General features: G+C 73.1%; 22 protein-coding genes. 6 read left to right on the top strand and 16 right to left on the bottom strand.

What is annotated here, in order from left to right; translation table 11 throughout:
* Nucleotides 1-78 precede the first annotated feature (78 nt).
* Both eat and ACOTKD_RS35170 read left to right on the top strand, forming a co-directional pair.
* Complete coding sequence (gene eat / locus ACOTKD_RS35175; protein WP_424893052.1) at nt 79-1,554, top strand: ethanolamine permease; 1,476 nt, start codon at nt 79-81, stop codon at nt 1,552-1,554.
* A gap of 58 nt (nt 1,555-1,612) precedes the next feature.
* Nucleotides 1,613-2,323, top strand: coding sequence for a gamma-glutamyl-gamma-aminobutyrate hydrolase family protein (locus tag ACOTKD_RS35170; RefSeq protein ID WP_424893051.1), 711 nt, complete (start codon nt 1,613-1,615; stop codon nt 2,321-2,323).
* Between the two features lie 198 nt (nt 2,324-2,521).
* Here the strand turns inward: ACOTKD_RS35170 and ACOTKD_RS35165 are convergent, their stop codons facing one another.
* Entirely contained in the window at nt 2,522-3,433 is a 912-nt protein-coding gene (locus tag ACOTKD_RS35165) for a LysR family transcriptional regulator (RefSeq protein WP_424893050.1), read from the bottom strand.
* A 70-nt stretch (nt 3,434-3,503) separates the two neighbouring features.
* Here ACOTKD_RS35165 and ACOTKD_RS35160 point away from each other — a divergent pair, with 70 nt between their 5' ends.
* A complete protein-coding gene (locus ACOTKD_RS35160; RefSeq protein ID WP_424893049.1) occupies nt 3,504-4,628 on the top strand; it encodes a TDT family transporter in 1,125 nt (374 codons plus the stop codon).
* Here ACOTKD_RS35160 and ACOTKD_RS35155 read toward each other — a convergent pair.
* Genes ACOTKD_RS35155 through ACOTKD_RS35145 form a run of 3 tightly spaced genes read right to left on the bottom strand, consistent with a single transcriptional unit; the run spans nt 4,555 to nt 8,282 of the window.
* The gene (locus ACOTKD_RS35155) at nt 4,555-5,307 is read right to left on the bottom strand and encodes a helical backbone metal receptor (RefSeq protein ID WP_424893048.1); all 753 of its coding nucleotides are present in this window, start codon (nt 5,305-5,307) and stop codon (nt 4,555-4,557) included. The two genes, ACOTKD_RS35160 and ACOTKD_RS35155, sit on opposite strands and share 74 nt — an antisense overlap.
* A gap of 22 nt (nt 5,308-5,329) precedes the next feature.
* A complete protein-coding gene (locus ACOTKD_RS35150) occupies nt 5,330-7,135 on the bottom strand; it encodes an ABC transporter permease/substrate binding protein (protein WP_424893047.1) in 1,806 nt (601 codons plus the stop codon).
* Complete coding sequence (locus ACOTKD_RS35145; protein ID WP_424893083.1) at nt 7,128-8,282, bottom strand: quaternary amine ABC transporter ATP-binding protein; 1,155 nt, start codon at nt 8,280-8,282, stop codon at nt 7,128-7,130. The genes ACOTKD_RS35150 and ACOTKD_RS35145 overlap by 8 nt, the downstream gene beginning before the upstream one ends.
* A 248-nt stretch (nt 8,283-8,530) precedes the next feature.
* Here ACOTKD_RS35145 and ACOTKD_RS35140 point away from each other — a divergent pair, with 248 nt between their 5' ends.
* Together ACOTKD_RS35140 and ACOTKD_RS35135 are read left to right on the top strand one after the other, a co-directional pair.
* Nucleotides 8,531-9,436, top strand: coding sequence for a 5'-3' exonuclease (locus ACOTKD_RS35140; RefSeq protein WP_424893082.1), 906 nt, complete (start codon nt 8,531-8,533; stop codon nt 9,434-9,436).
* 80 nt (nt 9,437-9,516) lie between these two features.
* The gene (locus ACOTKD_RS35135; RefSeq protein ID WP_424893046.1) at nt 9,517-10,365 is read left to right on the top strand and encodes a siderophore-interacting protein; all 849 of its coding nucleotides are present in this window, start codon (nt 9,517-9,519) and stop codon (nt 10,363-10,365) included.
* A 106-nt stretch (nt 10,366-10,471) separates the two neighbouring features.
* Here ACOTKD_RS35135 and ACOTKD_RS35130 read toward each other — a convergent pair whose 3' ends face one another.
* From ACOTKD_RS35130 to ACOTKD_RS35075, 12 genes are all read right to left on the bottom strand, one after another.
* Nucleotides 10,472-13,297: a DEAD/DEAH box helicase gene (locus ACOTKD_RS35130; RefSeq protein ID WP_424893045.1), complete on the bottom strand. Its 2,826-nt coding sequence runs from the start codon at nt 13,295-13,297 to the stop codon at nt 10,472-10,474.
* Nucleotides 13,298-13,376: 79 nt separating this feature from the next.
* Nucleotides 13,377-14,288 carry a diacylglycerol kinase gene (locus ACOTKD_RS35125; RefSeq protein WP_424893044.1) on the bottom strand — a complete coding sequence of 304 codons (912 nt, stop codon included), beginning with the start codon at nt 14,286-14,288 and terminating at the stop codon, nt 13,377-13,379.
* Between the two features lie 18 nt (nt 14,289-14,306).
* Nucleotides 14,307-15,197 carry a twin-arginine translocase subunit TatC gene (gene tatC, locus ACOTKD_RS35120; RefSeq protein ID WP_424893081.1) on the bottom strand — a complete coding sequence of 297 codons (891 nt, stop codon included), beginning with the start codon at nt 15,195-15,197 and terminating at the stop codon, nt 14,307-14,309.
* 147 nt (nt 15,198-15,344) lie between these two features.
* Nucleotides 15,345-15,626 (bottom strand): Sec-independent protein translocase subunit TatA, encoded by a 282-nt coding sequence (gene tatA / locus ACOTKD_RS35115; protein WP_106677746.1) that lies wholly within the window; start codon nt 15,624-15,626, stop codon nt 15,345-15,347.
* Nucleotides 15,627-15,855: 229 nt separating this feature from the next.
* Complete coding sequence (locus ACOTKD_RS35110; RefSeq protein ID WP_030367646.1) at nt 15,856-16,071, bottom strand: hypothetical protein; 216 nt, start codon at nt 16,069-16,071, stop codon at nt 15,856-15,858.
* Nucleotides 16,072-16,149: 78 nt separating this feature from the next.
* Nucleotides 16,150-16,389, bottom strand: coding sequence for a hypothetical protein (locus ACOTKD_RS35105; protein ID WP_424893080.1), 240 nt, complete (start codon nt 16,387-16,389; stop codon nt 16,150-16,152).
* Between the two features lie 11 nt (nt 16,390-16,400).
* Nucleotides 16,401-17,363 (bottom strand): helix-turn-helix transcriptional regulator, encoded by a 963-nt coding sequence (locus ACOTKD_RS35100; RefSeq protein WP_106677749.1) that lies wholly within the window; start codon nt 17,361-17,363, stop codon nt 16,401-16,403.
* A gap of 77 nt (nt 17,364-17,440) precedes the next feature.
* Entirely contained in the window at nt 17,441-18,454 is a 1,014-nt protein-coding gene (locus ACOTKD_RS35095; protein WP_424893043.1) for a helix-turn-helix transcriptional regulator, read from the bottom strand.
* A gap of 128 nt (nt 18,455-18,582) precedes the next feature.
* Nucleotides 18,583-18,957: an FKBP-type peptidyl-prolyl cis-trans isomerase gene (locus ACOTKD_RS35090; RefSeq protein WP_235481847.1), complete on the bottom strand. Its 375-nt coding sequence runs from the start codon at nt 18,955-18,957 to the stop codon at nt 18,583-18,585.
* Between the two features lie 78 nt (nt 18,958-19,035).
* A complete protein-coding gene (locus ACOTKD_RS35085) occupies nt 19,036-20,019 on the bottom strand; it encodes an FKBP-type peptidyl-prolyl cis-trans isomerase (RefSeq protein ID WP_424893042.1) in 984 nt (327 codons plus the stop codon).
* Nucleotides 20,020-20,157: 138 nt separating this feature from the next.
* On the bottom strand, nt 20,158-21,519 hold the full coding sequence (gene pafA, locus ACOTKD_RS35080) for a Pup--protein ligase (RefSeq protein WP_424893041.1): 1,362 nt from the start codon (nt 21,517-21,519) through the stop codon (nt 20,158-20,160).
* Between the two features lie 9 nt (nt 21,520-21,528).
* Complete coding sequence (locus ACOTKD_RS35075; RefSeq protein WP_424893040.1) at nt 21,529-22,815, bottom strand: MFS transporter; 1,287 nt, start codon at nt 22,813-22,815, stop codon at nt 21,529-21,531.
* A gap of 122 nt (nt 22,816-22,937) precedes the next feature.
* Here ACOTKD_RS35075 and ACOTKD_RS35070 point away from each other — a divergent pair, with 122 nt between their 5' ends.
* Nucleotides 22,938-24,008, top strand: coding sequence for a LacI family DNA-binding transcriptional regulator (locus tag ACOTKD_RS35070; RefSeq protein WP_424893039.1), 1,071 nt, complete (start codon nt 22,938-22,940; stop codon nt 24,006-24,008).
* Nucleotides 24,009-24,102 lie beyond the last annotated feature (94 nt).

Here is a 24,102-nt window from a genome sequence, read left to right as displayed (position 1 = left end):
AAGGGGGTTGCCGAATCAGCCACGCCGAGGCAAAGGTATGCCGCAATACCTTTATCTCCCCGAGGCAGGAGCGGCAGCATGCCCGAACGCACGGAGACACCCACGGCGGCGCCACGCTCCCCGGACCGGACGCCGGAGCACCCGGACTACCTGGAGAAGCGCACGCTGCGCCGCGGCAGCGCCGGCCCCCTGCTCCTCACCGGCCTCGGCGTCGCCTACGTCGTCTCCGGCGACTTCTCCGGCTGGAACTTCGGCCTCGCGCACGGCGGCTTCGGCGGGCTCGCCGTCGCCGCCGCCCTCATGGGCCTGATGTACACCTGCATGGTCTTCGCCCTCGCCGAGCTCGCCGCCATCCTGCCGACGGCGGGCGGGGGCTACGGCTTCGCGCGGCGCGCGCTCGGCCCGTGGGGCGGCTTCCTCACCGGCACCGCCATCCTCATCGAGTACGTCCTCGCGCCCGCGGCGATCTCCCTCTTCATCGGCGACTACGTCGAGTCGCTCGGCCTGTTCGGGCTCACCTCCTCCTGGCCCGTGTACCTCGCCTGCTTCGTCCTCTTCATCGGCATCCATCTGTGGGGCGTGGGCGAGGCGCTGCGGTTCAGCTTCGTCGTCACCGGCGTCGCCGTCACCGCGCTGCTGATCTTCGCGGCGGGCGCGCTCACCGACTTCGACGCGGCCCGGCTGCACGACATCCCCGCCGACACGAGCGCCCTCGGCTCCTCCTCCTGGCTGCCGTTCGGACTGCTCGGCATCTGGGCGTCCTTCCCCTTCGGGATGTGGTTCTTCCTCGGCGTCGAGGGCGTGCCGCTCGCCGCCGAGGAGACCAAGGACCCCGTGCGGTCCCTGCCCCGGGCCATGGCCGCCGCGATGGGCATCCTGCTGGTGCTCGCCCTCCTCACCTTCCTCGCCTCGACGGGCGCGGGCGGCGCGGACGCCCTCAAGGACGCCGGGAACCCGCTCGTGGCCGCCGTGCAGCCGGACGGGCACCCCACCGTGCTCGGCCGCATCGTCAACTACGCGGGGCTCGCGGGCCTGGTGGCCTCCTTCTTCTCCCTCATCTACGCCGGATCGCGGCAGCTCTTCGCCCTCTCCCGGGCCGGCTACCTCCCCCGCTCCCTCTCCCTCACCAGCCGCCGCAAGGCCCCCTGGCTCGGCCTGGTCGTGCCCGGCGCGATCGGCTTCGCGCTGGCGGCGGCCAGCGGCGACGGCGCGCGGATGCTGAACGTGGCCGTGTTCGGCGCCACCATCTCGTACGCGCTGATGTCGCTCTCCCACATCGTGCTGCGCCGCCGCGAGCCGGGGCTGGCGCGGCCCTACCGCACGCCCGGCGGCGTCGCCACCTCGGCGCTGGCCCTCCTGCTGGCCTGCGCGGCGCTCGTGGCGACCTTCCTCGTGGACGTCACCGCAGCGCTCGTCGCCCTCGGCGTCTACGCCGTCGCCGCCGTGTACTTCGCCTGCTGGAGCCGGCACCGGCTCGTCGCGGGGGCGCCCGAGGAGGAGTTCGCGGCGCTCGCGGCGGCGGAGGCGGAACTGAACCGCGACCCGCGCTCGTGATCCACGTCGTAGCGTACGGAGCGTACGCCGGGACGTACGTACGGAAAGGACCCGCTCCATGCCCCGCCAGCCACTGATCGGTGTCACCACCTACCTCACCCGGGCCCGCTGGGGCGCCGCGTGGGACCTGCCGGCCGCGCTCCTGCCCGCCTCCTACGCGCAGCACGTGCAGCGGGCCGGCGGCCTGGCCGTACAACTCCCGCCGGACGACCCGGCCGCCGCCGGCGACATAGTGCGGCGGCTGGACGGCCTGGTCCTCGCCGGCGGCGAGGACCTCGACCCCGGCCTCTACGGCGAACGCCCCCATCCGCGCGCCGGCACGCCGGTGCCCGAGCGCGACGCCTGGGAACTGGCGCTGCTGGACGCGGCGCTGGAGCGGGGGGTCCCCGTGCTCGGGATCTGCCGGGGGATGCAGCTGATGAACGTGCACGCGGGCGGTGCGCTGTGCCAGCACCTGCCGGACGAGGTCGGGCACGAGGACCACAACCCGGTCGTCGGCGCCTTCACCGACCACCTGGTCAAGCCGGTCCCGGACACGCGGCTGGGCCGCCTCCTGCCCGAACCGTTCGACGTCGCCACGCACCACCACCAGTCCGTCTCCCTCCTGGGCGACGGCCTCGTCGCGACGGCGTACGCGGAGGACGGCACGATCGAGGCCCTGGAGAGGCCGGATGACGGCGTGTTCGCGGTGGGCGTCCAGTGGCATCCGGAGGCGCGGGACGACTTGCGCCTGACGCGAGCCCTGGTGGAAGCGGCGGCGCGGGCCTGAACGCTTCCGGGCCCGCCCGGTTGCCCCTCGCCACGAGTTCGTGGGGCGCCCGCACCCATCGGCACGGCACCGCCGAGCACCTCGCCTGCGGTCACTCGCCGTCGCGGCGGAAGGGAGTTGCCCGCACTGGTCCGGGCAGGAGTGCCGCCATGGGCTCATGGGTGCTCGCACCCATGAATCCGCCGCGGCGAGGCCCCGCTAGGGGCCCTGCGTCAGGCTCAGGAGATCCCTCGCCGGGCCCGTGGGGCGGTGGCCCGTGGGCCAGACCGCGCGCAGGGACCGGTGCAGGTCGAGATCCGCGAAGGGGATCCCGACCAGGCGCCCGGACGCCAGCTCCTCCCCGATCGCCAGCTCGCTGAGCACGGACGGCCCCGCACCGCCCACCACCGCCGCCTTCACCGCCGTCGTGGAGGCGAGTTCGAGCAGGGGCTCGGAGAGCCCCCCGTGCGCGGCGAGGGCCGCGTCCAGGACCTGCCGGGTGCCCGAGCCGCGCTCGCGGAGGATGAGCGGCGTCGCGGCGAGCTCCTCCGCGCCGAGGGGCGCCCGGCGCCGGGCCCAGGGGTGGGCCGGGGCGGTGACGACCACCAGACGGTCGCTCCCGACGACCGCGCCGGCCAGCCCGGCCGGCACCGTGAGCCCCTCCACGAACCCCAGGTCGGCCTCGCCGGCCCGCAGCCGCTCCGCGACGGCCGCGGAGTTCCCGGCGAGCAGGGAGACAGCGGTCCCCGGCCGCCGGGCGCGCAGGGCGACCAGCCACCCCGGCAGCAGGTACTCGGCGATGGTCATGCTCGCCGCCACCCGCAGCCGCGAGTCCCGCCGCCCGCGCAGCGCCTCCGCGCCGGCGTCGAAGGCTTCGGCGGCCTCGACGATCCGCCGGGCCCAGTCGGTGACGAGGACGCCCGCGTCGGTGAGCGTCGAACCGCGGGGCGAGCGCTCGACGAGGCTGACGCCGAGCATGCGCTCCATGCTGCGGATCCGCCCGCTCGCCGCGGGCTGGGTGATGCCCGTCTCCCGCGCGGCGCGCCCCAGGCTGCCCAGCCGGGCCACGGCCAGCAGCAGCTCCAGGGCGGCGAGGTCGGGTACGCGGTCCGCCAGCCGCCGATCGCTCATAACCCCAGCTTATGCCCTCATAGAAACAAGGTCTCTGGTGGCGGGCCGGACCCCGGCCGATCCTTGAGCCATGAGCACCCCTCGCACCGCCTCCCCCTTCCGCCACCTCGGCCCCAACTGGTACGCCGCCGTCATGGGCACCGCCATCGTCGCGAGCGCCGGCCGGGCGCTGCCCGTACGGCCGCCGGGCCTGGCCGGGGCGTGCGAGGCGGTGTGGGTGCTGTCGGCGGCGGCGCTGGCCGTCCTGCTGGTGGCGCGGGCCGTGCACTGGGCCCGCCACGCCGACCAGGCGCGGCGGCACCTCGGCGACCCGGCGGTGGCACCGTTCTACGGCTGTGCCGCGATGGCGCTGCTGGCGGTCGGCGGGGCCGGCCTCTCGGTGGGCTCCGGGCTGATCGGCACGGGTGCGGCCGTGGCCGCCGACGCCGTCCTGTGGACGGCGGGCACCGTGACCGGCCTGGTCGCCGCGGCCGGCATCCCGTACCTGATGGTGACCCGGCACCGCATAGAGCCGGGCCAGGCGTCCCCGGTCTGGCTGCTGCCCGTCGTGGCGCCCATGGTCTCGGCGGCGCTGGGCCCGGCCCTCGTGCCGCACCTCCCCTCCGGGCAGTGGCAGGCGGCCATGGTGCTGGCCTGCTACGCGCTCTTCGGGATGAGCCTGCTGGCGACCCTGCTGATCCTGCCCGCGGTCTTCGCCCGGCTGATCCACCACGGCCCGCTGCCGCTCGTGCTGACCCCGGCCCTCTTCCTCGTGCTGGGCCCGCTGGGCCAGTCGGCCACCGCTGTCGGCAACCTGGCCGACGCCGCGCAGGGCGCGCTGCCCGCCCCGTACGCGCACGCCGCGGCGCCGTTCGCCGTGCTGTACGGCACCCCGGTGATGGGCTTCGCGCTGCTGTGGCTGGCGCTGGCCGCGGCCATGGTGCTGCGGGCGTTCCGGCAGGGCATGGGCTTCGCGATGACCTGGTGGGCCTTCACCTTCCCCATAGGCACCTGTGTCACCGGCGCCGCGGGGCTCGCCCGTCACACCGGCCTGCACGCGCTGACCTGGCTGGCCGTGGGCCTGTACGCGCTGCTGGTGGCGGCCTGGGCGGTCGCGGGCGCGCGCACCGTGCACGGCCTGGTCAGCGGCCGGCTGCTCGCAGCGCCGCGCCCAGTACCTCAGCAGCTTCCGTCAGTGAGGGTCCGTACCACGTGAGGTGACGCCCGCTGACGAGCGCGCACGGCAGCCCGGGGAAGGCCTCCGGGCCGTCGTCGTGCGTGAAGCGGTAGGGCTCGTCGGGCAGTACGGCCAGCTCGGCGCCGCACGCGTTGAGCTCGGCGAGGGGGACGCGCGGGTAGCGCTCGGGGTGGCCGGCGTGGACGTTGGCGACGCCGAGCCGGGCGAGGAGGTCGCCGGCGAAGGTGTCCCGGCCGAGGACCATCCAGGGCCGCCGCCACACCGGCACCACGGCGGGCACGGCCGGCCCCGCGGCCCGTACGTCCCGCCACGCGTCCTCCGCGTCGGCCAGCCAGGCGGGCCGGGCCAGCCCGCAGCCGCGCACCAGGACCCGCTCCAGCTCCGTGAACGCCTGGGGCAGCGTGCGGACTTCGGTGACCAGCACGTCCAGCCCGGCGGCGCGCAGCGCGCCGAGGTCGGGGGCGCGGTTCTCCTCCTCGTTGGCGAGGACGAGGTCGGGCGCGAGGGCGACGATCCGCGCCGTGTCGGGGTTCTTCGTCCCGCCGATCCGTACGACGCCGAGGTCCGCGGGGTGGTCGCACCAGTCGGTGGCGCCGACGAGCAACCCGGGCTCGGTCGCGGCGACGGCCTCGGTCAGGGAGGGGACGAGGGAGACGACGCGGCGTACGGCGGGGCGGCTGCTCCTGTGCGGGACCACCGCCCCACCGTACGCTCGTTCGTCAGCCGCGAACAGGCGCGAGCTTGTCCGCGAGGCCCGGGTGGGCGTCCAGCCAGCGGCGGGCGGACTCCTTCTCCTTGCCCTTGCCGCCGTCCTGGATCCCGACCTCCAGGGAGGCGAGGTCCTTCTCGGACAGCTTGAAGTCCTTCAGCCAGGCGGTGACCTCGGGGAAGTCCTTGCCGAAGTCCTTCTTGCCGACGGCGTGGATCTCCTCGCCCTTGCCCCAGGCGCCCTTGGGGTCCTTGAGCTTCTTCAGCTGGTGCTTGCCGTAGGCCCAGTGCGGCGACCACAGGGTGGTGACGATGGGCTCCTGCTTCTTGATGGCCCGGTCGAGGTCCGCCAGCATCGAGGAGGTGGACGAGGAGACGACCTTGTACTCGCCGTCCAGTCCGTACTCCTTGAGGACCTTGTCGTTGAGCGTGCCCATCATGCCCGCGCTGGACTCGATGCCGGTGATCTTCCCGCCGAACAGCGCGCTCTTGCCCTTGAGGTCCTCCAGCGAGTCCACGCCCTTGACGTAGTCGGGCACGGACAGCTCCAGCGACGTGGGCCCGTACCAGGCGCCCAGGTCGGTGAGCTTGTCGCCGTAGCGGTCCATGTACTGCTTGTGGGTCGTGGGCAGCCAGGAGTCGAACTGGACGTCCATCTGGCCCTGGGCCAGCGCGGTGTACAGCGGACCGGGGTCGAGCTGCTTGACGTCCGGCTTGTAGCCGCGGTCCTCCAGGATGTTCTGCCACAGGTACGTGGTGGCAACGGCCTCGTCCCACGGGAAGTAGCCGAGCTTGATGCCGCGGCCCTGGCCCACGTTCGCGCCGGCCGCCACGCTCTGCCGGTCGTCGCCACTGCGGGCGAGGTTCATGCCGCCGGCGACGAGCGCGAGGACGACGACACCGACGGTGGCGACGGCCGTGCCGGGCCGGTAGCGCAGGACGGCGAGCCCGCGGGCGGCGGCCGCGGCCTTGGCGGCGGCGCGGCGGCCGAGCGGGGAGACCCGCTGGTTGAGGGCGCCGGTCATGCGGTCCAGGTAGATGGCGAGGACGACGACGGCCAGGCCGCTCTCGACGCCGCCGCCGATGTCGACCTTGGTGACGGCCGCGTAGACGGCCTCGCCGAGGCCGCCCGCGCCCGCCATACCGGCGATGACGACCATGGACAGGGCCAGCATGATCACCTGGTTGACGCCCGCCATGATCGTGGGCAGGGCGAGCGGCAGCTGCACCCGGGTGAGGGTGTCGCGCGGCGTGGTGCCGAAGGCCGTCGCGGCCTCGACGAGCTCGCCGTCGACCTGCCGGATGCCCAGCTCGGTCATGCGCACGCCGGGCGGCATCGAGAACACGACGGTCGCGATCAGGCCGGGGATCGGCCCGATCGAGAAGAACATGACGCCGGGGATGAGGTAGACGAACGCCGGCATCGTCTGCATGACGTCCAGCGCGGGGCGCAGCGCCCCGCTGACCTTGCTGCTGCGCGCCGCCCAGATGCCGAGCGGCACGGCGACGAGCAGGGTGATCAGGCTCGCGACGAGGACGAGCGAGAGGGTCGCCATCGCGGCTTCCCACAGGCCGAAGGAGTCGACCAGGGCGAAGCCGGCGAAGGTGAGCACGGCGGGCAGGAGACCGCGCAGCCACCAGGCGACGACGGCCAGGATGCCGGCCATGAGCAGCGGCTCGGGGCCGCCGAGGACGGCGTTCACGCCGTCGTACATGCCGGTCAGGACGGTGTTGACGGCGTCGAAGAGCCAGCTCAGGTGGGTCTGCAGCCAGCTGACGGCGCTCTCCGCCCAGCTTCCGAGGTGGATCCTAGGCACGGGCGCTCACCTCCGCCTCGTCGGCGCGGGCAGGCGTGGCGGCCTCCGCGGGCTCGCCGGTCTCCGCGGGCTTCCCCGCCTCCGGGGCCGTCGCGCTCTGCGCGGCCTGCGGGGTCCGCGGGGCGGGCACCACCTCCGGCTCCTCGCCGAGCGCGGCGAGCAGCAGGTCGCGCGTGACGACGCCGGCCGGCTCGCCCCGCTCGTCGGTGACGGTGACGGGGTCCGTGCTGCGGGCGAGCGGGGTGAAGAGCTCGGCGACGGGCGTCGCTGCGGGCACGGTGGTGGCGCCGTCCAGGGCTCCGCCCTCGGTGCTCATGATCGAGCCGGCGGTCAGCACCCGGCTGCGGTCGACGTCCTGGATGAACGAGGCCACGTAGTCGTTGGCCGGGCGCACGAGGATGTCCTCCGCGGTGCCGTTCTGCACGATCCGGCCGTCGCGCATGACGGCGATCCGGTCGCCGAGGCGCATGGCCTCGTTGAGGTCGTGGGTGATGAAGACGATGGTCTTCTTCAGCCGCGTCTGCAGGTCCAGGAGCTGGTCCTGCATGTCACGGCGGATCAGCGGGTCGAGGGCGCTGAAGGACTCGTCCATCAGCAGCAGGTCCGCGTCGGTGGCCAGCGCGCGGGCGAGGCCGACGCGCTGCTGCATGCCGCCCGAGAGCTGGTCGGGCCAGGAGGTCTCCCAGCCCTTCAGGCCCGCGAGCTCCAGCGCCTCGGCGGCGCGCTCCCGGCGCTCCGCGCGCGGCACGCCCTGGACCTCCAGGCCGTAGGCCGCGTTCTCCAGCACGCTGCGGTGCGGGAACAGCGCGAAGTGCTGGAAGACCATGCTGATCTTCCGGGAGCGCACCGCGCGCAGGTCGCGCGGGGCCAGCGCGGTCAGGTCCTGGCCGTCGAAGAGGACGCGTCCGGCGGTCGGCTCCAGCAGGCCGTTGAGCATGCGCAGGAGGGTGGACTTGCCGGATCCGGACAGCCCCATCACCACGAAGATCTGGCCGGCCTCGACCTCGAACGAGGCGTCGATGACCGCTGCGGTGGTGCCGTCGGCGCGCAGCTCGTCGCGGTCGGCGCCGCCTTCGAGCCGTTGGACGGCGGCTTCGGGTCGTCTGCCGAACACCTTGTACAGACGCTCGGCCTGGAGCCTGGACACATACACCTCTCGGGTCGAACTCACGACGGCCCTGCCTCCCCCGGGTGGCAGGGCCGTGGAGCGGTGCGGCATCGGTCCGCGTGCCCGCTTCCAGGCACACGTGCCGAGGACCGGGTCCGCTCCGGTGCCGCGCCTGCCCCCGTTCAATCCGGGCAAACGGAACAGTGACCCGGTTCACATCGGCGGGGCGGGGGCGCCGGGGCCGTGTCAGTGGTCTGCGGCATGATCGGAGCGTGACGCGACGCCTGATGCTCCTCGACACCGCTTCCCTGTACTTCCGCGCCTACTTCGGCGTGCCGGACTCCGTCCGCGCCCCCGACGGCACCCCGGTGAACGCCGTGCGCGGCCTGCTCGACTTCATCGCCCGCCTCGTCCAGGACCACCACCCGGACGACCTCGTGGCCTGCATGGACTTCGACTGGCGGCCGCACTGGAGGGTCGAGCTCATCCCCTCGTACAAGGCCCACCGGGTCGCCGCGGAGACGGCGGCCGGCCCGGACGAGGAGGAGGTGCCGGACACCCTCTCCCCGCAGGTCCCGGTCATCGAGGCGGTGCTCGACGCGATCGGCATCGCCCGGGTGGGCGCCGTGGGCTACGAGGCCGACGACGTGATCGGCACGCTCGCGGGCCGCGCCGCGGGCCCGGTCGACATCGTCACGGGCGACCGCGACCTGTACCAGCTGGTGGACGACCGGCGCGGGGTGCGCGTGCTGTATCCGGTCAAGGGCGTCGGCACGCTGCAGCCGGTCGACGAGGCCCTGCTGCGCGAGAAGTACGGGGTGGACGGCTCCGGCTACGCGGACCTGGCGCTGCTGCGCGGCGACCCCAGCGACGGGCTGCCGGGCGTGCCCGGCATCGGCGAGAAGACGGCCGCGAAGCTGCTGGCCTCCTTCGGCGACCTGGCCGGGATCCTGGCGGCCGTGGACGACCCGGCGGCGAAGCTGACCCCCACGCAGCGCAAGCGGCTGGCGGAGGCCGGGCCGTATCTGGCGGTGGCGCCCAAGGTCGTACGGGTCGCGTCCGACGTCCCGCTGGCGCCGTTCGACGCCGCGCTGCCGGCGGAGCCGCGGGACCCGGAGGTGCTGGAGGCGCTGGCGGAGCGGTGGGGGCTGGGCGGGTCGCTGCAGCGGCTGCTGGACGCCCTCGGCGGGTGAGCCGCTGGGCCGGGTCCGCCTAACTTTGTTAAGTTAGGCGGACCTAACTTTTCAGGATCAGGGGATCAGGGGAGACAGCCATGGCAGACCGTCCCGTCCGGAAGCAGCCCAAGCTCAACCGCGCGCACGTGCTCCGCACCGAGCGGCTGACGCCGCACATGGTGCGCGTGGTCCTCGGCGGCGAGGGGCTCGCGGACTTCGGCGCCGGTGAGCACACCGACCACTACGTGAAGCTCGTCTTCCCCGTGCCCGGCGTCACCTACCCCGAGTCCTTCGACATGGAGGTCATCCGCCGCGAGCTGCCCCCCGAGCACTGGCCGAAGACCCGCACGTACACGGTGCGGTCCTTCGACCGCGAGGCGCGCGAGCTCGCCATCGACTTCGTCGTCCACGGCGACGAGGGCCTGGCCGGCCCGTGGGCGGCCTCCGTGCAGCCCGGCGCCGAGGTGCTCTTCCGCGGGCCCGGCGGCGCCTACTCCCCCGACCCGGCCGCCGGCTGGCACCTGCTGGCGGGCGACGAGAGCGCTCTGCCGGCGATCGCCGCGTCCCTGGAGCGGATCCCCGCGGGCGCGCGCGTCCACGCCTTCGTCGAGGTCGCGGGCCCGGAGGAGGAGCAGAAGCTGGAGCTGGCCGAGGGCGTCGAGGTCACGTGGCTGCACCGCGGCGGCGCGCCCGTCGGCGAGGCGCTCGTCGCGGCCGTCCGCGCCCTCGACTTCCCCGCCGGTGACGTCCAGGCCTTCGTGCACGGCGAGGCGGGCTTCGTGAAGGAGCTGCGCCGCTACCTGCGCGTCGAGCGCGAGGTGCCGCGCGAGCGGCTGTCCGTGTCGGGCTACTGGCGCCGGGGCCACGACGAGGACGGCTGGCAGGCCTCCAAGCGCGACTGGAACCAGCAGGTCGAGGCCGAGCAGGAGGGCGCGGCGGCGGCGTAGCCGCGGACGCGCCTGGCCCTCCCCTTGAAGGGAGGGCCAGGCGAAGGTCCCCGCCGCGACGGCGCACGGCTCCCACCGGAGGTGACCGGCGGTGCCGAAGCAGCCGTCAGCCCACCGACGAGTACGCCACAACGCCCCGCAACAGCCCGTCGACCGCCCGGCGCGCGTTCCGCGCGACCGTGCTGCCCTCCTGCGGCGCCGCCGCGATCTGGCCGAGCACGTCGATCAGCTGCTTGCACCACCGGACGAAGTCGCCCGCCGGCATCTCGACTTCCCGCAGCACCTCGTCCAGGCTGTGCCCGGACGCCCAGCGGTACGCGGCCCAGGCGAAGCCCAGGTCCGGCTCGCGCTGGCCGACGCCCTCCGTCTGGTTGATCTTGTGCGCTTCCTCCAGGGCGTCCAGCCGGCCCCAGATGCGGACCATCTCGCCGAGGGCCTCCTTCGCGGGGCCCGCGGGCAGCTTCGGCGGCGCCGCGTCGTCGGCGGTGCGGGCCTCGAAGACCAGCGCGGAGGCGCACGCCGCCAGCTCGGCCGGCTTCAGCCCCTCCCACACGCCGTCGCGCAGGCACTCCGAGGCCAGCAGGTCGAGCTCGCCGTAGAGCCGGGCGAGCCGCTTGCCGTGCTCGGTGACCTCGCTCCCGTGCAGGTAGTCCAGGTCGGTCAGGAGCGCGCAGATCCGGTCGAAGGTGCGGGCGATGGTGTTCGTCCGCCCCTCGATGCGCCGCTCCAGCTGGCGGGTGTCCCGCAGCAGCCGGTGGTAGCGCTCGGCCCAGCGGGCGTGGTCCTCGCGCTCGTCGCAGCCGTGGCAGGGGTGCGCGCGGATAGCCGCCCGCAGCCGGGCGATCTCGGTGTCGTCCGTGGCGGCGGAGCGGGACTTGCGGTGCCGGTCGGGCACGATGTGCCCGGCCTTGGTGCGCAGCGCGGACGCGAGGTCGCGGCGGGACTGCGGGGAGCGCGGGTTGAAGGACTTGGGGATCCGCATCCGCTCCAGGGGCTCCACCGGCACCGGGAAGTCGATCGGGGCGAGCCGCTTGACCTGCCGCTCCGCGGTGAGCACGAGCGGGCGCGGCCCGTCGTAGTGGTCGAAGCCGCGGTGCCGGTCCGCGCGGGCGGGCGGCACACCGGGGTCGAGCACGAGGGCAAGGCCCGCGTACTTCCCGGTCGGGACGTGGATGACGTCACCGGGCTTGAGCCGCTCCAGGGCGGTGGCCGCCGCGGCACGGCGCTGCACCGCGCCCTGCTTGGCCAGCTCGGTCTCGCGGTCCTTCAGCTCGCGCCGGAGCCGTGCGTACTCCTCGAAGTCCCCGAGGTGGCAGGTGACGGCCTCGCGGTAGCCCGCCAGGCCCTCCTCGTTCTTCTGCACCTGCCGGGAGATGCCGACGACCGACTTGTCGGCCTGGAACTGGGCGAACGACGTCTCCAGCAGCTCGCGCGAGCGGTGCCGCCCGAACTGCGAGACGAGGTTGACCGCCATGTTGTACGACGGCTTGAAGCTGGAGCGCAGCGGATAGGTGCGGGTGCCGGCGAGGCCGGCGAGCGCGGCCGGGTCCATGCCGCGCTGCCACAGCACGACCGCGTGGCCCTCGACGTCGATGCCGCGCCGCCCCGCGCGGCCCGTGAGCTGGGTGTACTCGCCGGGCGTGATGTCGGCGTGGGTCTCGCCGTTCCACTTGACGAGCTTCTCCAGCACCACCGAGCGGGCCGGCATGTTGATCCCGAGGGCCAGCGTCTCGGTCGCGAAGACGGCCTTGACCAGGCCCTTGACGAAGAGCTCCTCGACGACCTCCTTGAAGGTCGGCAGCATGCCGGCGTGGTGGGCGGCGATGCCGCGCTCCAGGCCCTCCAGCCACTCGAAGTAGCCGAGGACGTGCAGGTCCTCGTCGGGGATGGAGGCGCAGCGCTCCTCGACGACCTCCCGGACCCGGGCGCGGGCCGCGTCGTCGTTGAGCCGCAGGCCGGCGTAGAGGCACTGCTGGACGGCGGCCTCGCAGCCGGCGCGGCTGAAGATGAAGGTGATGGCGGGCAGCAGGCCCTCGGCGTCGAGGCGCTCGATGACCTCGGGGCGGCCGGGCGTCCAGATCCGGCTGCGCTGGCGGCGCTCGCGCTCGCGGTCGGCCTCGCGCACCATCTTGCCGCGGCGCCGCTCCCGCGGGTTGTACGTGCGGCTGTTCTCCATGCGGGCCATGCGCAGCAGGTCGGGGTTGACCTCGCGGCGCGCGGCACCGCGGCCGCCGTGGTCGCTCTCCTCCTCGAAGAGGTCGTAGATCCGCCGGCCGGCCAGCACGTGCTGCCACAGCGGGACGGGGCGCTCTTCGGAGACGATCACCTCGGTGTCGCCGCGCACGGTGTCCAGCCAGTCGCCGAACTCCTCGGCGTTGGAGACGGTGGCCGAGAGGGAGACCAGGGTCACCGAGTCCGGGAGGTGGATGATGACCTCCTCCCAGACGGCGCCGCGGAAGCGGTCGGAGAGGTAGTGCACCTCGTCCATGACCACGTAGCCGAGGCCGGCCAGCGCCTGGGAGCCCGCGTAGAGCATGTTGCGCAGGACCTCGGTGGTCATCACGAGCACCGGGGCGTCGGCGTTGATGCTGTTGTCGCCGGTCAGCAGGCCGACCTTGGCGGCGCCGTAACGCTTGACGAGATCGCTGTACTTCTGGTTCGACAGCGCCTTGATGGGCGTGGTGTAGAAGCACTTGCGGCCCTGGAGGAGGGCCAGGTGGACGGCGAACTCGCCCACGATGGTCTTGCCCGAACCGGTCGGTGCGGCGACCAGGACACCCTTCCCGGCCTCCAGGGCCCTGCAGGCGTCTATCTGGAAGGGGTCCAGCTCGAAGTCGTACATCTCGCGGAACGGTGCGAGCGCGGTGGCCTGCTCGGCGGCGCGGACCCGCGAAAGGGCGTAGCGCTCAGCAGGGGACATGTCGTCGGTCATCTTGTGTACGAGCCTACCGGTGACCTCTGACAGGCACCTGATCTTTATGGAGCTCCTTGGCCCGGCATGGGGCTTCCCTTTATGCAGCTCCGGGCGGCTGTGCGGCTCCGAGCAGCCGCACGGCCCCCGGGACGGTCTCGGCGGTCAGCGGGAGCGGCCCGAGCGGCTCGCCGTCCGCGTAGGCGGTGATCCCCGGGGCGCTCAGCGCGATCTTCGCGACGCGGTGCACCGTGACGGCGGGGTGGCCGAGGTGGGTGCCGCGGTAGACCTTCGGGAAGACCTTCAGGAGGGTCGTGCGGCTGCAGGGGCCGACGACGGTGACGTCGAAGAGCCCGTCGTCCGTGCGGGCGTCCGCGCAGATCCGCATGCCGCCGCCGTACGAGGAGCTGTTGCCGACGGCGACGAGGGTGGCCTCGGTCTCCAGCTCCGGGCCGTCGTCCAGCCGGATCCGGTACGGAACGGGCCGCAGCGCCGCGAGCTCGGCGAGCAGCGCCAGGTCGTAGCGGAGCCGGCCGGCGGGGAAGCGCAGCCGGTTGCCGCGGTCGTTGACGCGCGAGTCGAAGCCGGAGGCGAGCACGGTCGCGAAGTACGTCCCGCCGGCCAGGCCGAGGTCCACCGGACGGCCGCCGTCGCCCTTGAGGGACGCGGCGATGAGCCGGCCGGCCGCGGCGGGGTCCCGGACGGGCAGCCCGGCGGCGCGGGCGAAGTCGTTGCCGGTGCCGACGGCGACGACGCCGAGCGGGACGGGGGTGCCTGCGACGGCCTGGAGGGCGAGCGAGGTCATGCCGTCGCCGCCGACGGCGATCAGGGCCCCGGTGCCGCCCGCGACGGCCTCCCGGGCCCGGCGCAGGGCGTCGGGGGCGTCCGCACCGAGGACGGTGCGGACGGAGAACCCGGCGGCGCGCAGCGCCCGGGCGGCGGGCTGAGCGGCGCCCGCCCCGCGCCCGCGGCCCGCCGCCGGGTTGACGAAGAGCGTGATGTCGCTGGTCACCCGGCGGACCCTACCGGGTCAGGTCACGTCGTCGTAGCTGTTGCGAGCGGCGTGCTGACGGCCGTCCTCGGACCGGTCGCGCAGGGCCGGCATCGGCTCGGAGTCGCCGAGGGACTGCGGGGTCAGGTCCAGCGGTGAGGCCTCGTCGTCCGACAGCATCCGGTCGGGGTTGCTCCGCGCCCGGCGCTTGTCGTTGAGCATCGAGAACCCGACCGCACCGAAGTACAGGATGATGATCGGGACGGCCAGGATGCACATGCCGAACGGGTCGGTGCTGGGTGTGGCGACGGCACCGAAGACGAAGGTGCCCATGACGACTCCGCGCCACCACTTGACCATGGTCTTGCCCGTGACCATGCCGGCGACGTTCATCATCACCAGGAGCAGGGGCAGCTCGAAGGCCAGGCCGAAGACGAGGATCATCCGGACGGTGAAGTCGAGGATGTCGTCGAGGGCGAGCGTGTTGGCCGCGGATTCGGGGGTGATCTTCAGCAGCACCCGCATGCTCATCGGCATGATCGAGTAGGCCAGCCAGGCGCCCGCGACGAAGAGCGGAGCCGCCGTCGCCACGAAGGCGATCGTGTACTTCTTCTCGTTCTTGTGCAGGCCGGGGGCGAGGAACGCCCACAGCTGGTAGAGCCAGACCGGCGCGGAGACCGTCACGCCCGCCAGGAGGCAGATCTTGACGATCGTGGTGAACGGCGACGACAGGCTGCTGAAGACCACGACCGCGCAGTTGCCGCCGTGGCTCTGCGCGAGGTCCCGGCCCTCGCACTTGGGAACGGGGCTCGAGAGGAAGTCCGAGAGCTGCTTCTGGTAGAAGGCCGCGACGATCGCGACCACGACGATCGCGAGGACCGCCTTGGCCAGCCGGTTGCGCAGCTCACGGAGGTGCTCCGCGAGCGGCATCCGCCCCTCGGGGTCCTTCTCCTTCTTGCGGGCAGACTTGGGCAACCCACGTCCCTATCTCGTGCGGCAGACGGACGCCGCGGGGGCGGCCGCCTCGATCGTCCCTGGAAAAGCTGGAAAAACCTGGAAAGCGCTGGAAAGCGGTGATCAGTGCTGCGTCGTGCGGTCGCTCGGCTCCGTGACCGGACGCGCGCCGGCGACATCGCCGGGAGCCGCCTTGATCGTACGCGGGGCCTGGCCGGCGGGCGGGTCGGCCGGGGCGGAGGCGTTGTCCTGGCCCTCCGACTTCATGGCCTTGGCCTCGCTCTTGAGGATGCGGGCGGACTTGCCGAGGGAACGCGCCATGTCCGGGAGCTTCTTCGCACCGAACAGCAGGACGATGACGACGAGAATGAGGATGATCTCGGGGGCGCCGAGCCTACCGAACATTTGCGTTTACCTTCTCACCGAGGCGGCATGGGGTGGGGTACTGCCCGACTGATCGGACATTTGTCCATCAGACGTACGGCAGCGATCGTAACGCGCAGGGGTGAACGCCGGGCAATCCCCGTGCGTACTCCCGGATGCGACCCCCCGCCTCGTCGCCGGGGCCACCGAAACAGCGTACCGCCCGGTCAGCGGCCCCAGCAGAGAGCGGGAGCGACGTTGTCAGAACCGCTCATTCCTGGCGCAAAGTCTGCACTGCCTGCGCGCTCGCGGCGGCGAGCGGCGCCGCGGCGCGCTCCAGGTCCTCCGCCGCCCGGCTGATCCGCACCGAGCTCTCCGAGACCTGGCGGGCCAGCCGCCGCACCTCGGCCAGCACCCGGGCGGCCAGCACCCCGAGGACGGCGATGCCCAGGAAGGCGAGGGCGACGGCGAGCATGGGCCAGAACATGGAGCGAACCTATCGGGATGCCGGAGTGACGCAAAACATCGGAATGACTCAAAACAGCTGTTTGTCCGAGCGGCGCGCTCAGACCGTCGAGTGCAGCCTCAGCGTCCGCACCCCGCCACCGGTCAGCAGCTCCACGATCCGCTCCCCCGCCGGCTTGCGGACCGCGGCACCGCAGTCCGGGCACGTGAAGGAGTAGAAGGTGGTGCGCCGGCTGCCGCCGATCGCCAGCCGCAGCGCGCTCGCCGCCAGCTCGAAGCTGCCGCGGCAGTCCGGGCAGGCCGCCTTGAACATCGCGGCACCCGGCACCCTCCCGTCCATCGCGTCCACCCTCACTCCCCGTACGCCGCAAGGGCCTCGCGAGCCGCGTCCCGGGCGCTGTCCGCCAGCGCGGCGGGCGAGACGATCCGCCCGTCGCCGCCGAGGCGCAGCGCGAGCCGGCGCAGCGAGGCCGGGTCCGGCGTGCGCAGCGTGATCCGCAGGCCCCCGTCGGGCAGCTCCTCGGCGCTGTCGTGGGGGTAGTACTCGGCGACCCAGCGGCCACCGGGGCCGACCTCGATCACGACCTCCGGGTCCTCGGCGGCCGGCTGGACCAGCCCCTCGGAGAGGTCCCGCAGCTCGACCGGCGGCGGGTCGGACGGCTCGTCCAGCAGCCGGATTTCGGCCACCCGGTCCAGGCGGAAGGTGCGCCGGGCCTCCGACAGCCGGCACCACGCCTCCATGTACGTGTGGCCGACGACGAACAGCCGGATCGGGTCGACCTCGCGCTCGGTGAGCTCGTCGCGCGCGGGCGAGTAGTACGTGATCCACACGCGGCGGCGCTCGGCGATCGCCCGGTCGACGTCCGCGAAGACGCCGCCCTCGGACTCGAAGGTCACCGACAGCCGGGAGCTGGCCCCCGCGGCCTCGCCCGCGGCGGCCTCGATCTTCGCGGTGGCCCGCACCAGCGCCTGCCGGCCGCTCTCGCGCAGGCCCGGCAGCGTGGCCACGGCGCGCGCCGCCACCAGCAGGGCCGTCGCCTCGTCGGCGGCGAGCCGCAGCGGCTCGCCGGTGCTGCTGCCCGAGGCGTCCGGGTTGTGCCACCAGATGCGGTCGCCGTCGGTGTCGATGTCGAGCAGGTCACCGCCGCGGAAGCTGGTGCCGCACATGGGCAGCACGTCGAGGTCGCCGATGAGCTCGTCCTCGGTGATCCCGAAGGCCCGTGCCACGTCCGTGACCCGGGCGCCGGGGCGCTCCCGCAGATAGGTGACCAGCGACAGCATGCGCCGCGTCTGGTCAATGGCGTTTCCGGCCATCAGAAGTCGGTCCGTTCCTCTCAGCCCTCGCCGGGCCCTCGGGCCCGTCGTCCGCCTGTCCCCTTGATCAGCCTGTCTCAGCCCTTGGCCACGGCACGCAGCCGGTCCAGGACCGCTTCCCGCAGCTCGGCCGGCTCCAGCACGACCACGTCCGGGCCGAACTCCACCAGCCACGCGTCCAGCCCGTGCCCGTAGGGGATCTCCAGCTCGTCCCAGCCGTCGCCCAGCTCGCGCGTGCTCGTGGCCCGGGCCCGCAGCGGATAGCCGTGGTCCGCCCGCACCTTGATCCGGGCCGTGCCCGTCGCCGTCTCGCCCGCCCACCGCTCGACGGTCTCGCGGACCGTCACGTGGTCGGGCACCGGCGCCGTGAAGGGGATGCCCCGCGAACGGACCTTGCCGGTGATCCGGGACAGCCGGAAGACCCGCTCCGCCTTGCGGTCGCGGTCCCAGCCCGCCAGGTACCAGTGGCCGCGCCAGCACTCCAGCGTCCACGGCTCGACGTGGCGCTGCTCGGGGCGGGCCGAGTTCGCCTTGCGGTAGTCGAAGACCACCGGGCGCCGGTCGCGCGCGGCGAGCATCAGCGGCTCGAAGGCGGCCTCGTGCGCCGGGATCCGCGTCTCCAGCGCGCTGTGGCTGCCGTAGACCTCTTCCGCGAGCGGCATCCCGGCGGCCCGCAGCTTCTGCAGCGCTCCGCTGGCCGCAGCGGCCAGGCGGGCCTGCTGCCAGACGCTGGCCGCCAGGCCCAGGGCGGCGGCCTCCTCGACGTCCAGCGTGATGGGGGGCAGGCGGTTGCTGTCGCGGCGGGCCAGATAGCCGGTCTCGCCGTCGACGCTCTCCACCGTCTCGATGATCAGGCCGAGCTCGCGCAGGTCGTCCTTGTCGCGCTCGAACATGCGGTTGAAGGCGTCATCGCTGCCCGTGGCATTGTCCGCGGCGGCGGACTCGGTGCCCGAGGCCGCGCCGTTCCCCGGCCCGAAGGCCTCGAGGTAGGCCTCGATGGACCCGCGAAGCTCCCGCTTGCTCAGCGGGCGGCGGGTCCCCAGCAGGCACAGCGCCAGGTTCATCAGCCGCTCGGCCTTGGCAATCGCCATCGACGCCCTCTCTACTTGTGCTCTCAACCGCTGACCGTACCGCTCCGGTCTTCCTGCGCAAAAGCCGAGGGCCCATGCCCCTCGGGAGCATGGGCCCTCGGCCCTGGAATCGGGTCGGCCGGGTGGCGTCAGACCGCGATCAGGTCACAGACGAAGATCAGCGTCTCGCCCGGGGCGATCACGCCGCCGCCGGCGCCACGGTCGCCGTAGGCGAGGTGGGCGGGGATGACCAGCTTGCGGCGGCCACCGACCTTCATGCCCTGGATGCCCTGGTCCCAGCCCGGGATGACCTGGCCGGCACCCAGCTTGAACTCCAGCGGGTTGCCGCGGTTCCAGCTCGCGTCGAACTCCTCGCCGGTGGAGAAGGCCACGCCCACGTAGTGGACCTTGACGAAGTCGCCGGCCTTGGCGACCGCGCCGTCGCCCTCCCAGACCTCGGTGATCTCCAGCTCGGTGGGCGCCGGGCCCTCGGGGAAGTCGATCTCGGGCTTGTCGATGCTCACGAAAGTGCTCCTACGAACGAATCTTGTAGACAACCGTGCAAGTCTGGCAGATCCCGGTCAAGGTTCGGACCTTACGGGTCAGACCTTGCCCACGATGTCCACGACGAATACCAGGGTGTTCTTGTCCAGGCCGCTGCCGGCCTGGCCCTCGTAACCCAGCTTCGGCGGGATCACCAGCTCCACCCGGTCCCCGACGTGCTTGCCGACCAGGCCCTTGTCCCAGCCCTGGACGACCGAGCCGGTGCCGATCTGGAAGCTCGTCGCGCCCGAGTGGTCCCAGGAGGAGTCGAACTTCTTGCCGTCCTCCCACTTCACGCCGGTGTACTGGGCGATCAGACCCTCGCCGGCCTTGATCTCCGGGCCCGAGCCCTTGATCAGCACCTGCTCCTTGAGGTCCGACGGCGCCTTGGCGTCCTTGGGAATGGTGATCTCCGCGGCCTTCTGCGGCACCACCTTCACCTCGGGCATGCCCTCGTCCGGCTTGGCCTGGTCGCCCTTGACCTCGCTCTTCGGGTCGACCTTCTGACCGCCGGCCACGTCCACGACCCAGACCAGGCCGTCCTCCGGGGCCAGGCCGAGCTGCGGGTTGACCTGCTCGCCGATGGTGTCCTTCACCGTGCCCACGACCTCGACCCGGCTCCCGGCCCGCTGGCCGATCACGGCGTCCGCCACCTTCGCGGGCACCTGCTGCCCCGGCTGGCCCGCCGCGAAGACGTCCTGGCGGCGCACGTCCTTGTTGCCCGGGATCTGCCCCTGGCTCGACCAGGAACCGCCCAGCGGCTTGTCGTCCTTCATGCTCTGCACGGCGAAGTCGAGGCGCACGAACGTGCCCTTCTCGACCTTGTCGCCCTTGCCCTCGGAGAGCGTCTTGACGGTGAGCTCGTCACCCGCCTTCGCCCCCTTCTCCACGGAGATCTCGGGCTTCTGGCCGAAGTCGCCCGTCACCGAGACCTTCGCCTCGGACGAGCCCTTGTCGTCACCACCGCACGCGGCGGCGGAGAACAGCAGGGCAGGCACGGCCAGCGCCGCGGCCAGGCGACGCGTGTTCTTCGTGAGGTTCATCAGTCCAACTCGGGCTAGGGGGGTGACTGAGCAAGTGCCCGCCACTCTACGGGCTCAACCTGTGCGATCAACCCCGCCCGACACGGCGGTGCACCGGGCCCGAACCGCCCGGTGCACCCCGTCGCCCGCGCCGCCGGTTCACATCCCGGCGATCAGCTTCTCCACCCGGTCGTCCACCGACCGGAAGGGGTCCTTGCACAGCACCGTCCGCTGCGCCTGGTCATTGAGCTTCAGGTGCACCCAGTCGACCGTGAAGTCGCGCCGCTGCTCCTGCGCGCGGCGGATGAAGTCGCCCCGCAGCCGGGCCCGGGTCGTCTGCGGCGGCACCGACTTGCCCTCGAAGATCTTGAGGTCGTTGCACACCCGGGCCGCCTGGCCGCGTTTCTCCAGCAGGTAGTACAGCCCGCGGCGGCGGTGGATGTCGTGGTAGGCGAGGTCTATCTGCGCCACCCGCGGGTGCGACATCGTGATGTTGTTCTTCGCGCGGTAGCGCTCGATGAGCTGGTACTTCATGACCCAGTCGATCTCCGTGGAGATGCGGTCCAGGTCCTCGTCCCGGACGGCCTCCAGGGTGCGGCCCCACAGCTCCAGGACCCGCTCCACCGTGCCCGTGCGGATGCCGCGGCGCTCGCAGAAGTCCACGGCCTTCTCGTAGTACTCCTGCTGGATCTCCAGGGCCGAGGCCTCGCGCCCGCTCGCGAGCCGGACCTTCCGCCGGCCCGTGATGTCGTGGCTGACCTCGCGGATGGCCCGGATCGGATTCTCCAGCGTCAGGTCGCGCATGACCGTGCCCGCCTCGATCATGCGCAGCACCAGGTCGGTCGCGCCGACCTTCAGCAGCATCGTCGTCTCGGACATGTTGGAGTCCCCGACGATGACGTGCAGCCGGCGGTAGCGCTCGGCGTCGGCGTGCGGCTCGTCCCGCGTGTTGATGATCGGGCGGGAGCGGGTGGTCGCCGAGCTGACGCCCTCCCAGATGTGCTCCGCGCGCTGGCTGACGCAGTAGACCGCGCCGCGCGGCGTCTGCAGGACCTTCCCGGCCCCGCACAGCAGCTGCCGCGTCACCAGGAACGGGATGAGGATGTCCGCGAGACGCGAGAACTCCCCGTGCCGCGCGACGAGATAGTTCTCGTGGCAGCCGTAGGAGTTCCCGGCGGAGTCGGTGTTGTTCTTGAAGAGGTAGACGTCGCCCGCGATCCCCTCCTCGTGCAGGCGCCGTTCGGCATCGACCAGCAGACCCTCGAGAATGCGCTCGCCCGCCTTGTCGTGGGTGACCAACTCGATCACGCTGTCGCACTCCGGCGTTGCGTATTCCGGGTGCGAGCCCACATCCAGGTAGAGACGCGCTCCGTTGCGCAGGAAGACATTGCTGCTGCGGCCCCAGGAAACGACACGGCGGAAGAGGTAGCGCGCCACTTCGTCAGGCGACAGCCGGCGCTGTCCCCTGAAGGTGCACGTGACGCCGTACTCGTTCTCCAGCCCGAAAATGCGGCGGTCCATGCCTGAACATTACGCCTGATGCCCTGCGCTGAAACCGGGTTCGACCGCACCGTTCCGATCATTTTCCGACCGCGCCACGACGGGCTCGTCCTCCGACCGGGCCACGATGGGCGAGGGGCCCGCGGGAGCCTGCAGCGCACGCCGCGCCAGCAGCATGACGAGCAGGGCGGCCACGCCGCAGCCCACGGCGACCGCGAAGCCCGCGCGGAGGCTGACGCTCTGCAGCGCGGGGCCGGCGAAGGCCGTGCCGATGGCCGCGCCCACGCCGAACGACGTCACCAGCCACGAGAACGCCTCGGTGACGGTGCCGCGCAGCGCGTGCCGGTCCACGACCACGAAGGCGCAAGCCAGGCAGGGGGCCAGGAAGACGCCGGCGACACCGGCGAAGACCGTCATCAGGACCGGTCCCGGAACCAGCAGCAGCGGCAGGTAGCACACCGCGAGGCCGGTCACGAGCAGCCGCAGCCGCTGCTCCGGGGTGCCGGGCCACTGGCGGTGGCCGTAGACGGTGCCGCCGATGAAGGCGCCGACGCCGACCGCGGAGAGCAGGTAGCCGGAGATGTTGCCGTCGTCGTGGGCCTCGCCGTAGGCGACCGCGGAGACGGCGATCGAGCCGAGCGCGGAGCCGATGAAGAAGAACGTGCCGAGGAGCACGAGCAGCCCGCGCGAGCGCAGGGCGCCCAGCCAGTGCGCCTCACGGGGCGCGCTGCGCCACTCGCGGGAGGGCGGCGAGGTGACGACGGCGAGCGCGCCGAGGGCACCCAGGGCGTTGATCACGAACAGCGAGCCGGCCGGGGACCACAGGGAGACGAGCCCGGTGATGATCAGCGGGCCGACGACGTACATCACTTCCTGGGCGATGGCGTCGAGGGAGTACGCGGCGTGGATGCGCTCCTCGCTCTTGAGGACGGAGGGCCACAGGGCCCGCAGCCCACCCTCCAGCGGCGGCGTGAAGAATCCGGACACCACCATGGCCGCGTAAGCTAGGGCGACGGGCTCCAGACCGACGGCCGCGAAGACCGTCATGCCGAGCGCGGCCAGCAGGGCCGACGGCAGCATGACGCGCGGCTGGCCGTAGAGGTCGACGGCCCGGCCCAGCAGCGGCTGACCGACCGCGTTCGCCACGCCGTAGACGGCGGAGAGCGCCGAGGCGAGCGCGAGGCTGCCCCCCTCGGCACGGACGAAGAGGACGATCGCGAGCGCGGCCGTGGCATTCGGCAGACGGCCGACCAGCGTGCCTGTGAGCAGGCGCGCGGCATGCCGCGTTCGGAGCATCTCGCCGTAGCCGGCCGCCATCGGTGACTTCCTCTCTTCCCCGAGCCTCGGGTTTTACGTATAACTAGAGGCGTCATACGTATCATGGCCGCAGCCCGCGGGTCCAACGCCGCAGGCTGCGGCAGTCAGGGGAGGCACCGACAGTGACCAGCGGCGAAGACAGCGCCCAGCGCCGCGACGAGCGGTGGCCCACGGCCCGCGGCCCCCGCGCCGGCGCCCGTGCCACCAGCCGCGACGTCGCCCGCGCCGCCGGCGTCTCCCAGGCCACGGTCTCCCTCGTCATGGGCGAGAAGTGGCGCGGCCGGGTCTCCGAGCGCACCGCCGAGGCCGTCCGCTCCGCCGCCCGCAGCCTGGGCTACCGCCCCAACCTCGCCGCCCGCGACCTCCGCCTCGGCCGCACCCGTACGGTCCTGCTGGTCGTCCCCGCGCTCACCAACGAGTTCTTCGCCCGGGTGCACACCGGCGTCGTCCGGGTCGCCCGCGAGCACGGCCTCGGCGTCGTCCTCTACCTCTCCCCCGAGGGCACCGGCCCGGCGCGCGACCCGTTCGCCTCCGCGAGCGCCACCCTCGACGGCGTCCTCGCCTCCTCGATGGCCGCCGAGGCCCTCGGCAGCATCCGGGGCGGCGGCCTCCCGCTCGTCATGCTCGACAGCGACCCCGGCCACGAAGGCGCCTCCGCCACCGTCAACCCCGACATCGCCGACGGCATGCGCCAGGTCGCGGAGCACCTGCTGGGCCTCGGCCACCGGCGCTTCCTGCACCTCGCCTCGGACATCGACACCTGGACCTTCCGGGTCCGCGCCCGCGCCCTCGCCGATGCCCTGCACGAGGCGGCCGGCGTGACGCTGCGGACGGAGCGGGCGCCCCTCACCGTCCCCGACGGACTGCGCGCCACCGAGAAGGCCCTCGCCGAGCCCGGCCACCGCCCCACCGCGATCATCTGCGACGACGACGTCCTCGCCGCGGGCGCGTGCAAGGCCGCCCGCCGGCTGGGCCTGCACGTGCCCGCCGACCTCTCCGTCACCGGCTTCACCGACCTGGCCCTCGCCACGGCCGTCGAGCCCGAGCTCACCACCGTCCAGCTGCCGGCCGAGGCGGTCGGCGAGGCGGGGATGCGCGCCCTCGTGGCCGTCCTCGACGGCCGCGCCCCGGCCCCCGAGGGCCTCCCGGTCCGCCTGGTCACCCGCGGCACCACGGCGCACGCCCGCACCTAGCGGGTCCGCCGGGGCGAACCGGAGCGAAAACGCCGTGGGGCCCCGCGGGGGCCCCCCCCGGGGGGCCCGCCCGGCCCGCCGACACGGCGGGGCA

The sequence above is a fragment of the Streptomyces sp. XH2 genome, assembly GCF_049725035.1.
In the GTDB taxonomy this organism is placed as follows: Bacteria; Actinomycetota; Actinomycetes; order Streptomycetales; family Streptomycetaceae; genus Streptomyces; species Streptomyces roseoverticillatus.
This window is presented reverse-complemented; position numbering and strand designations above follow the sequence as displayed.

Bases quoted from the DNA above. Each gene is read 5' to 3' on its own strand.
- eat (WP_424893052.1), top strand. From the start codon at position 79: ATGCCCGAACGCACGGAGACACCCACGGCGGCGCCACGCTCCCCGGAC.
- ACOTKD_RS35170 (WP_424893051.1), top strand. From the start codon at position 1,613: ATGCCCCGCCAGCCACTGATCGGTGTCACCACCTACCTCACCCGGGCC.
- ACOTKD_RS35165 (WP_424893050.1), bottom strand. From the start codon at position 3,433: ATGAGCGATCGGCGGCTGGCGGACCGCGTACCCGACCTCGCCGCCCTG.
- ACOTKD_RS35160 (WP_424893049.1), top strand. From the start codon at position 3,504: ATGAGCACCCCTCGCACCGCCTCCCCCTTCCGCCACCTCGGCCCCAAC.
- ACOTKD_RS35140 (WP_424893082.1), top strand. From the start codon at position 8,531: ATGCTCCTCGACACCGCTTCCCTGTACTTCCGCGCCTACTTCGGCGTG.
- ACOTKD_RS35135 (WP_424893046.1), top strand. From the start codon at position 9,517: ATGGCAGACCGTCCCGTCCGGAAGCAGCCCAAGCTCAACCGCGCGCAC.
- ACOTKD_RS35130 (WP_424893045.1), bottom strand. From the start codon at position 13,297: ATGACCGACGACATGTCCCCTGCTGAGCGCTACGCCCTTTCGCGGGTC.
- tatC (WP_424893081.1), bottom strand. From the start codon at position 15,197: ATGCCGCTCGCGGAGCACCTCCGTGAGCTGCGCAACCGGCTGGCCAAG.
- tatA (WP_106677746.1), bottom strand. From the start codon at position 15,626: ATGTTCGGTAGGCTCGGCGCCCCCGAGATCATCCTCATTCTCGTCGTC.
- ACOTKD_RS35110 (WP_030367646.1), bottom strand. From the start codon at position 16,071: ATGTTCTGGCCCATGCTCGCCGTCGCCCTCGCCTTCCTGGGCATCGCC.
- ACOTKD_RS35105 (WP_424893080.1), bottom strand. From the start codon at position 16,389: ATGGACGGGAGGGTGCCGGGTGCCGCGATGTTCAAGGCGGCCTGCCCG.
- ACOTKD_RS35100 (WP_106677749.1), bottom strand. From the start codon at position 17,363: ATGGCCGGAAACGCCATTGACCAGACGCGGCGCATGCTGTCGCTGGTC.
- ACOTKD_RS35095 (WP_424893043.1), bottom strand. From the start codon at position 18,454: ATGGCGATTGCCAAGGCCGAGCGGCTGATGAACCTGGCGCTGTGCCTG.
- ACOTKD_RS35085 (WP_424893042.1), bottom strand. From the start codon at position 20,019: ATGAACCTCACGAAGAACACGCGTCGCCTGGCCGCGGCGCTGGCCGTG.
- pafA (WP_424893041.1), bottom strand. From the start codon at position 21,519: ATGGACCGCCGCATTTTCGGGCTGGAGAACGAGTACGGCGTCACGTGC.
- ACOTKD_RS35075 (WP_424893040.1), bottom strand. From the start codon at position 22,815: ATGGCGGCCGGCTACGGCGAGATGCTCCGAACGCGGCATGCCGCGCGC.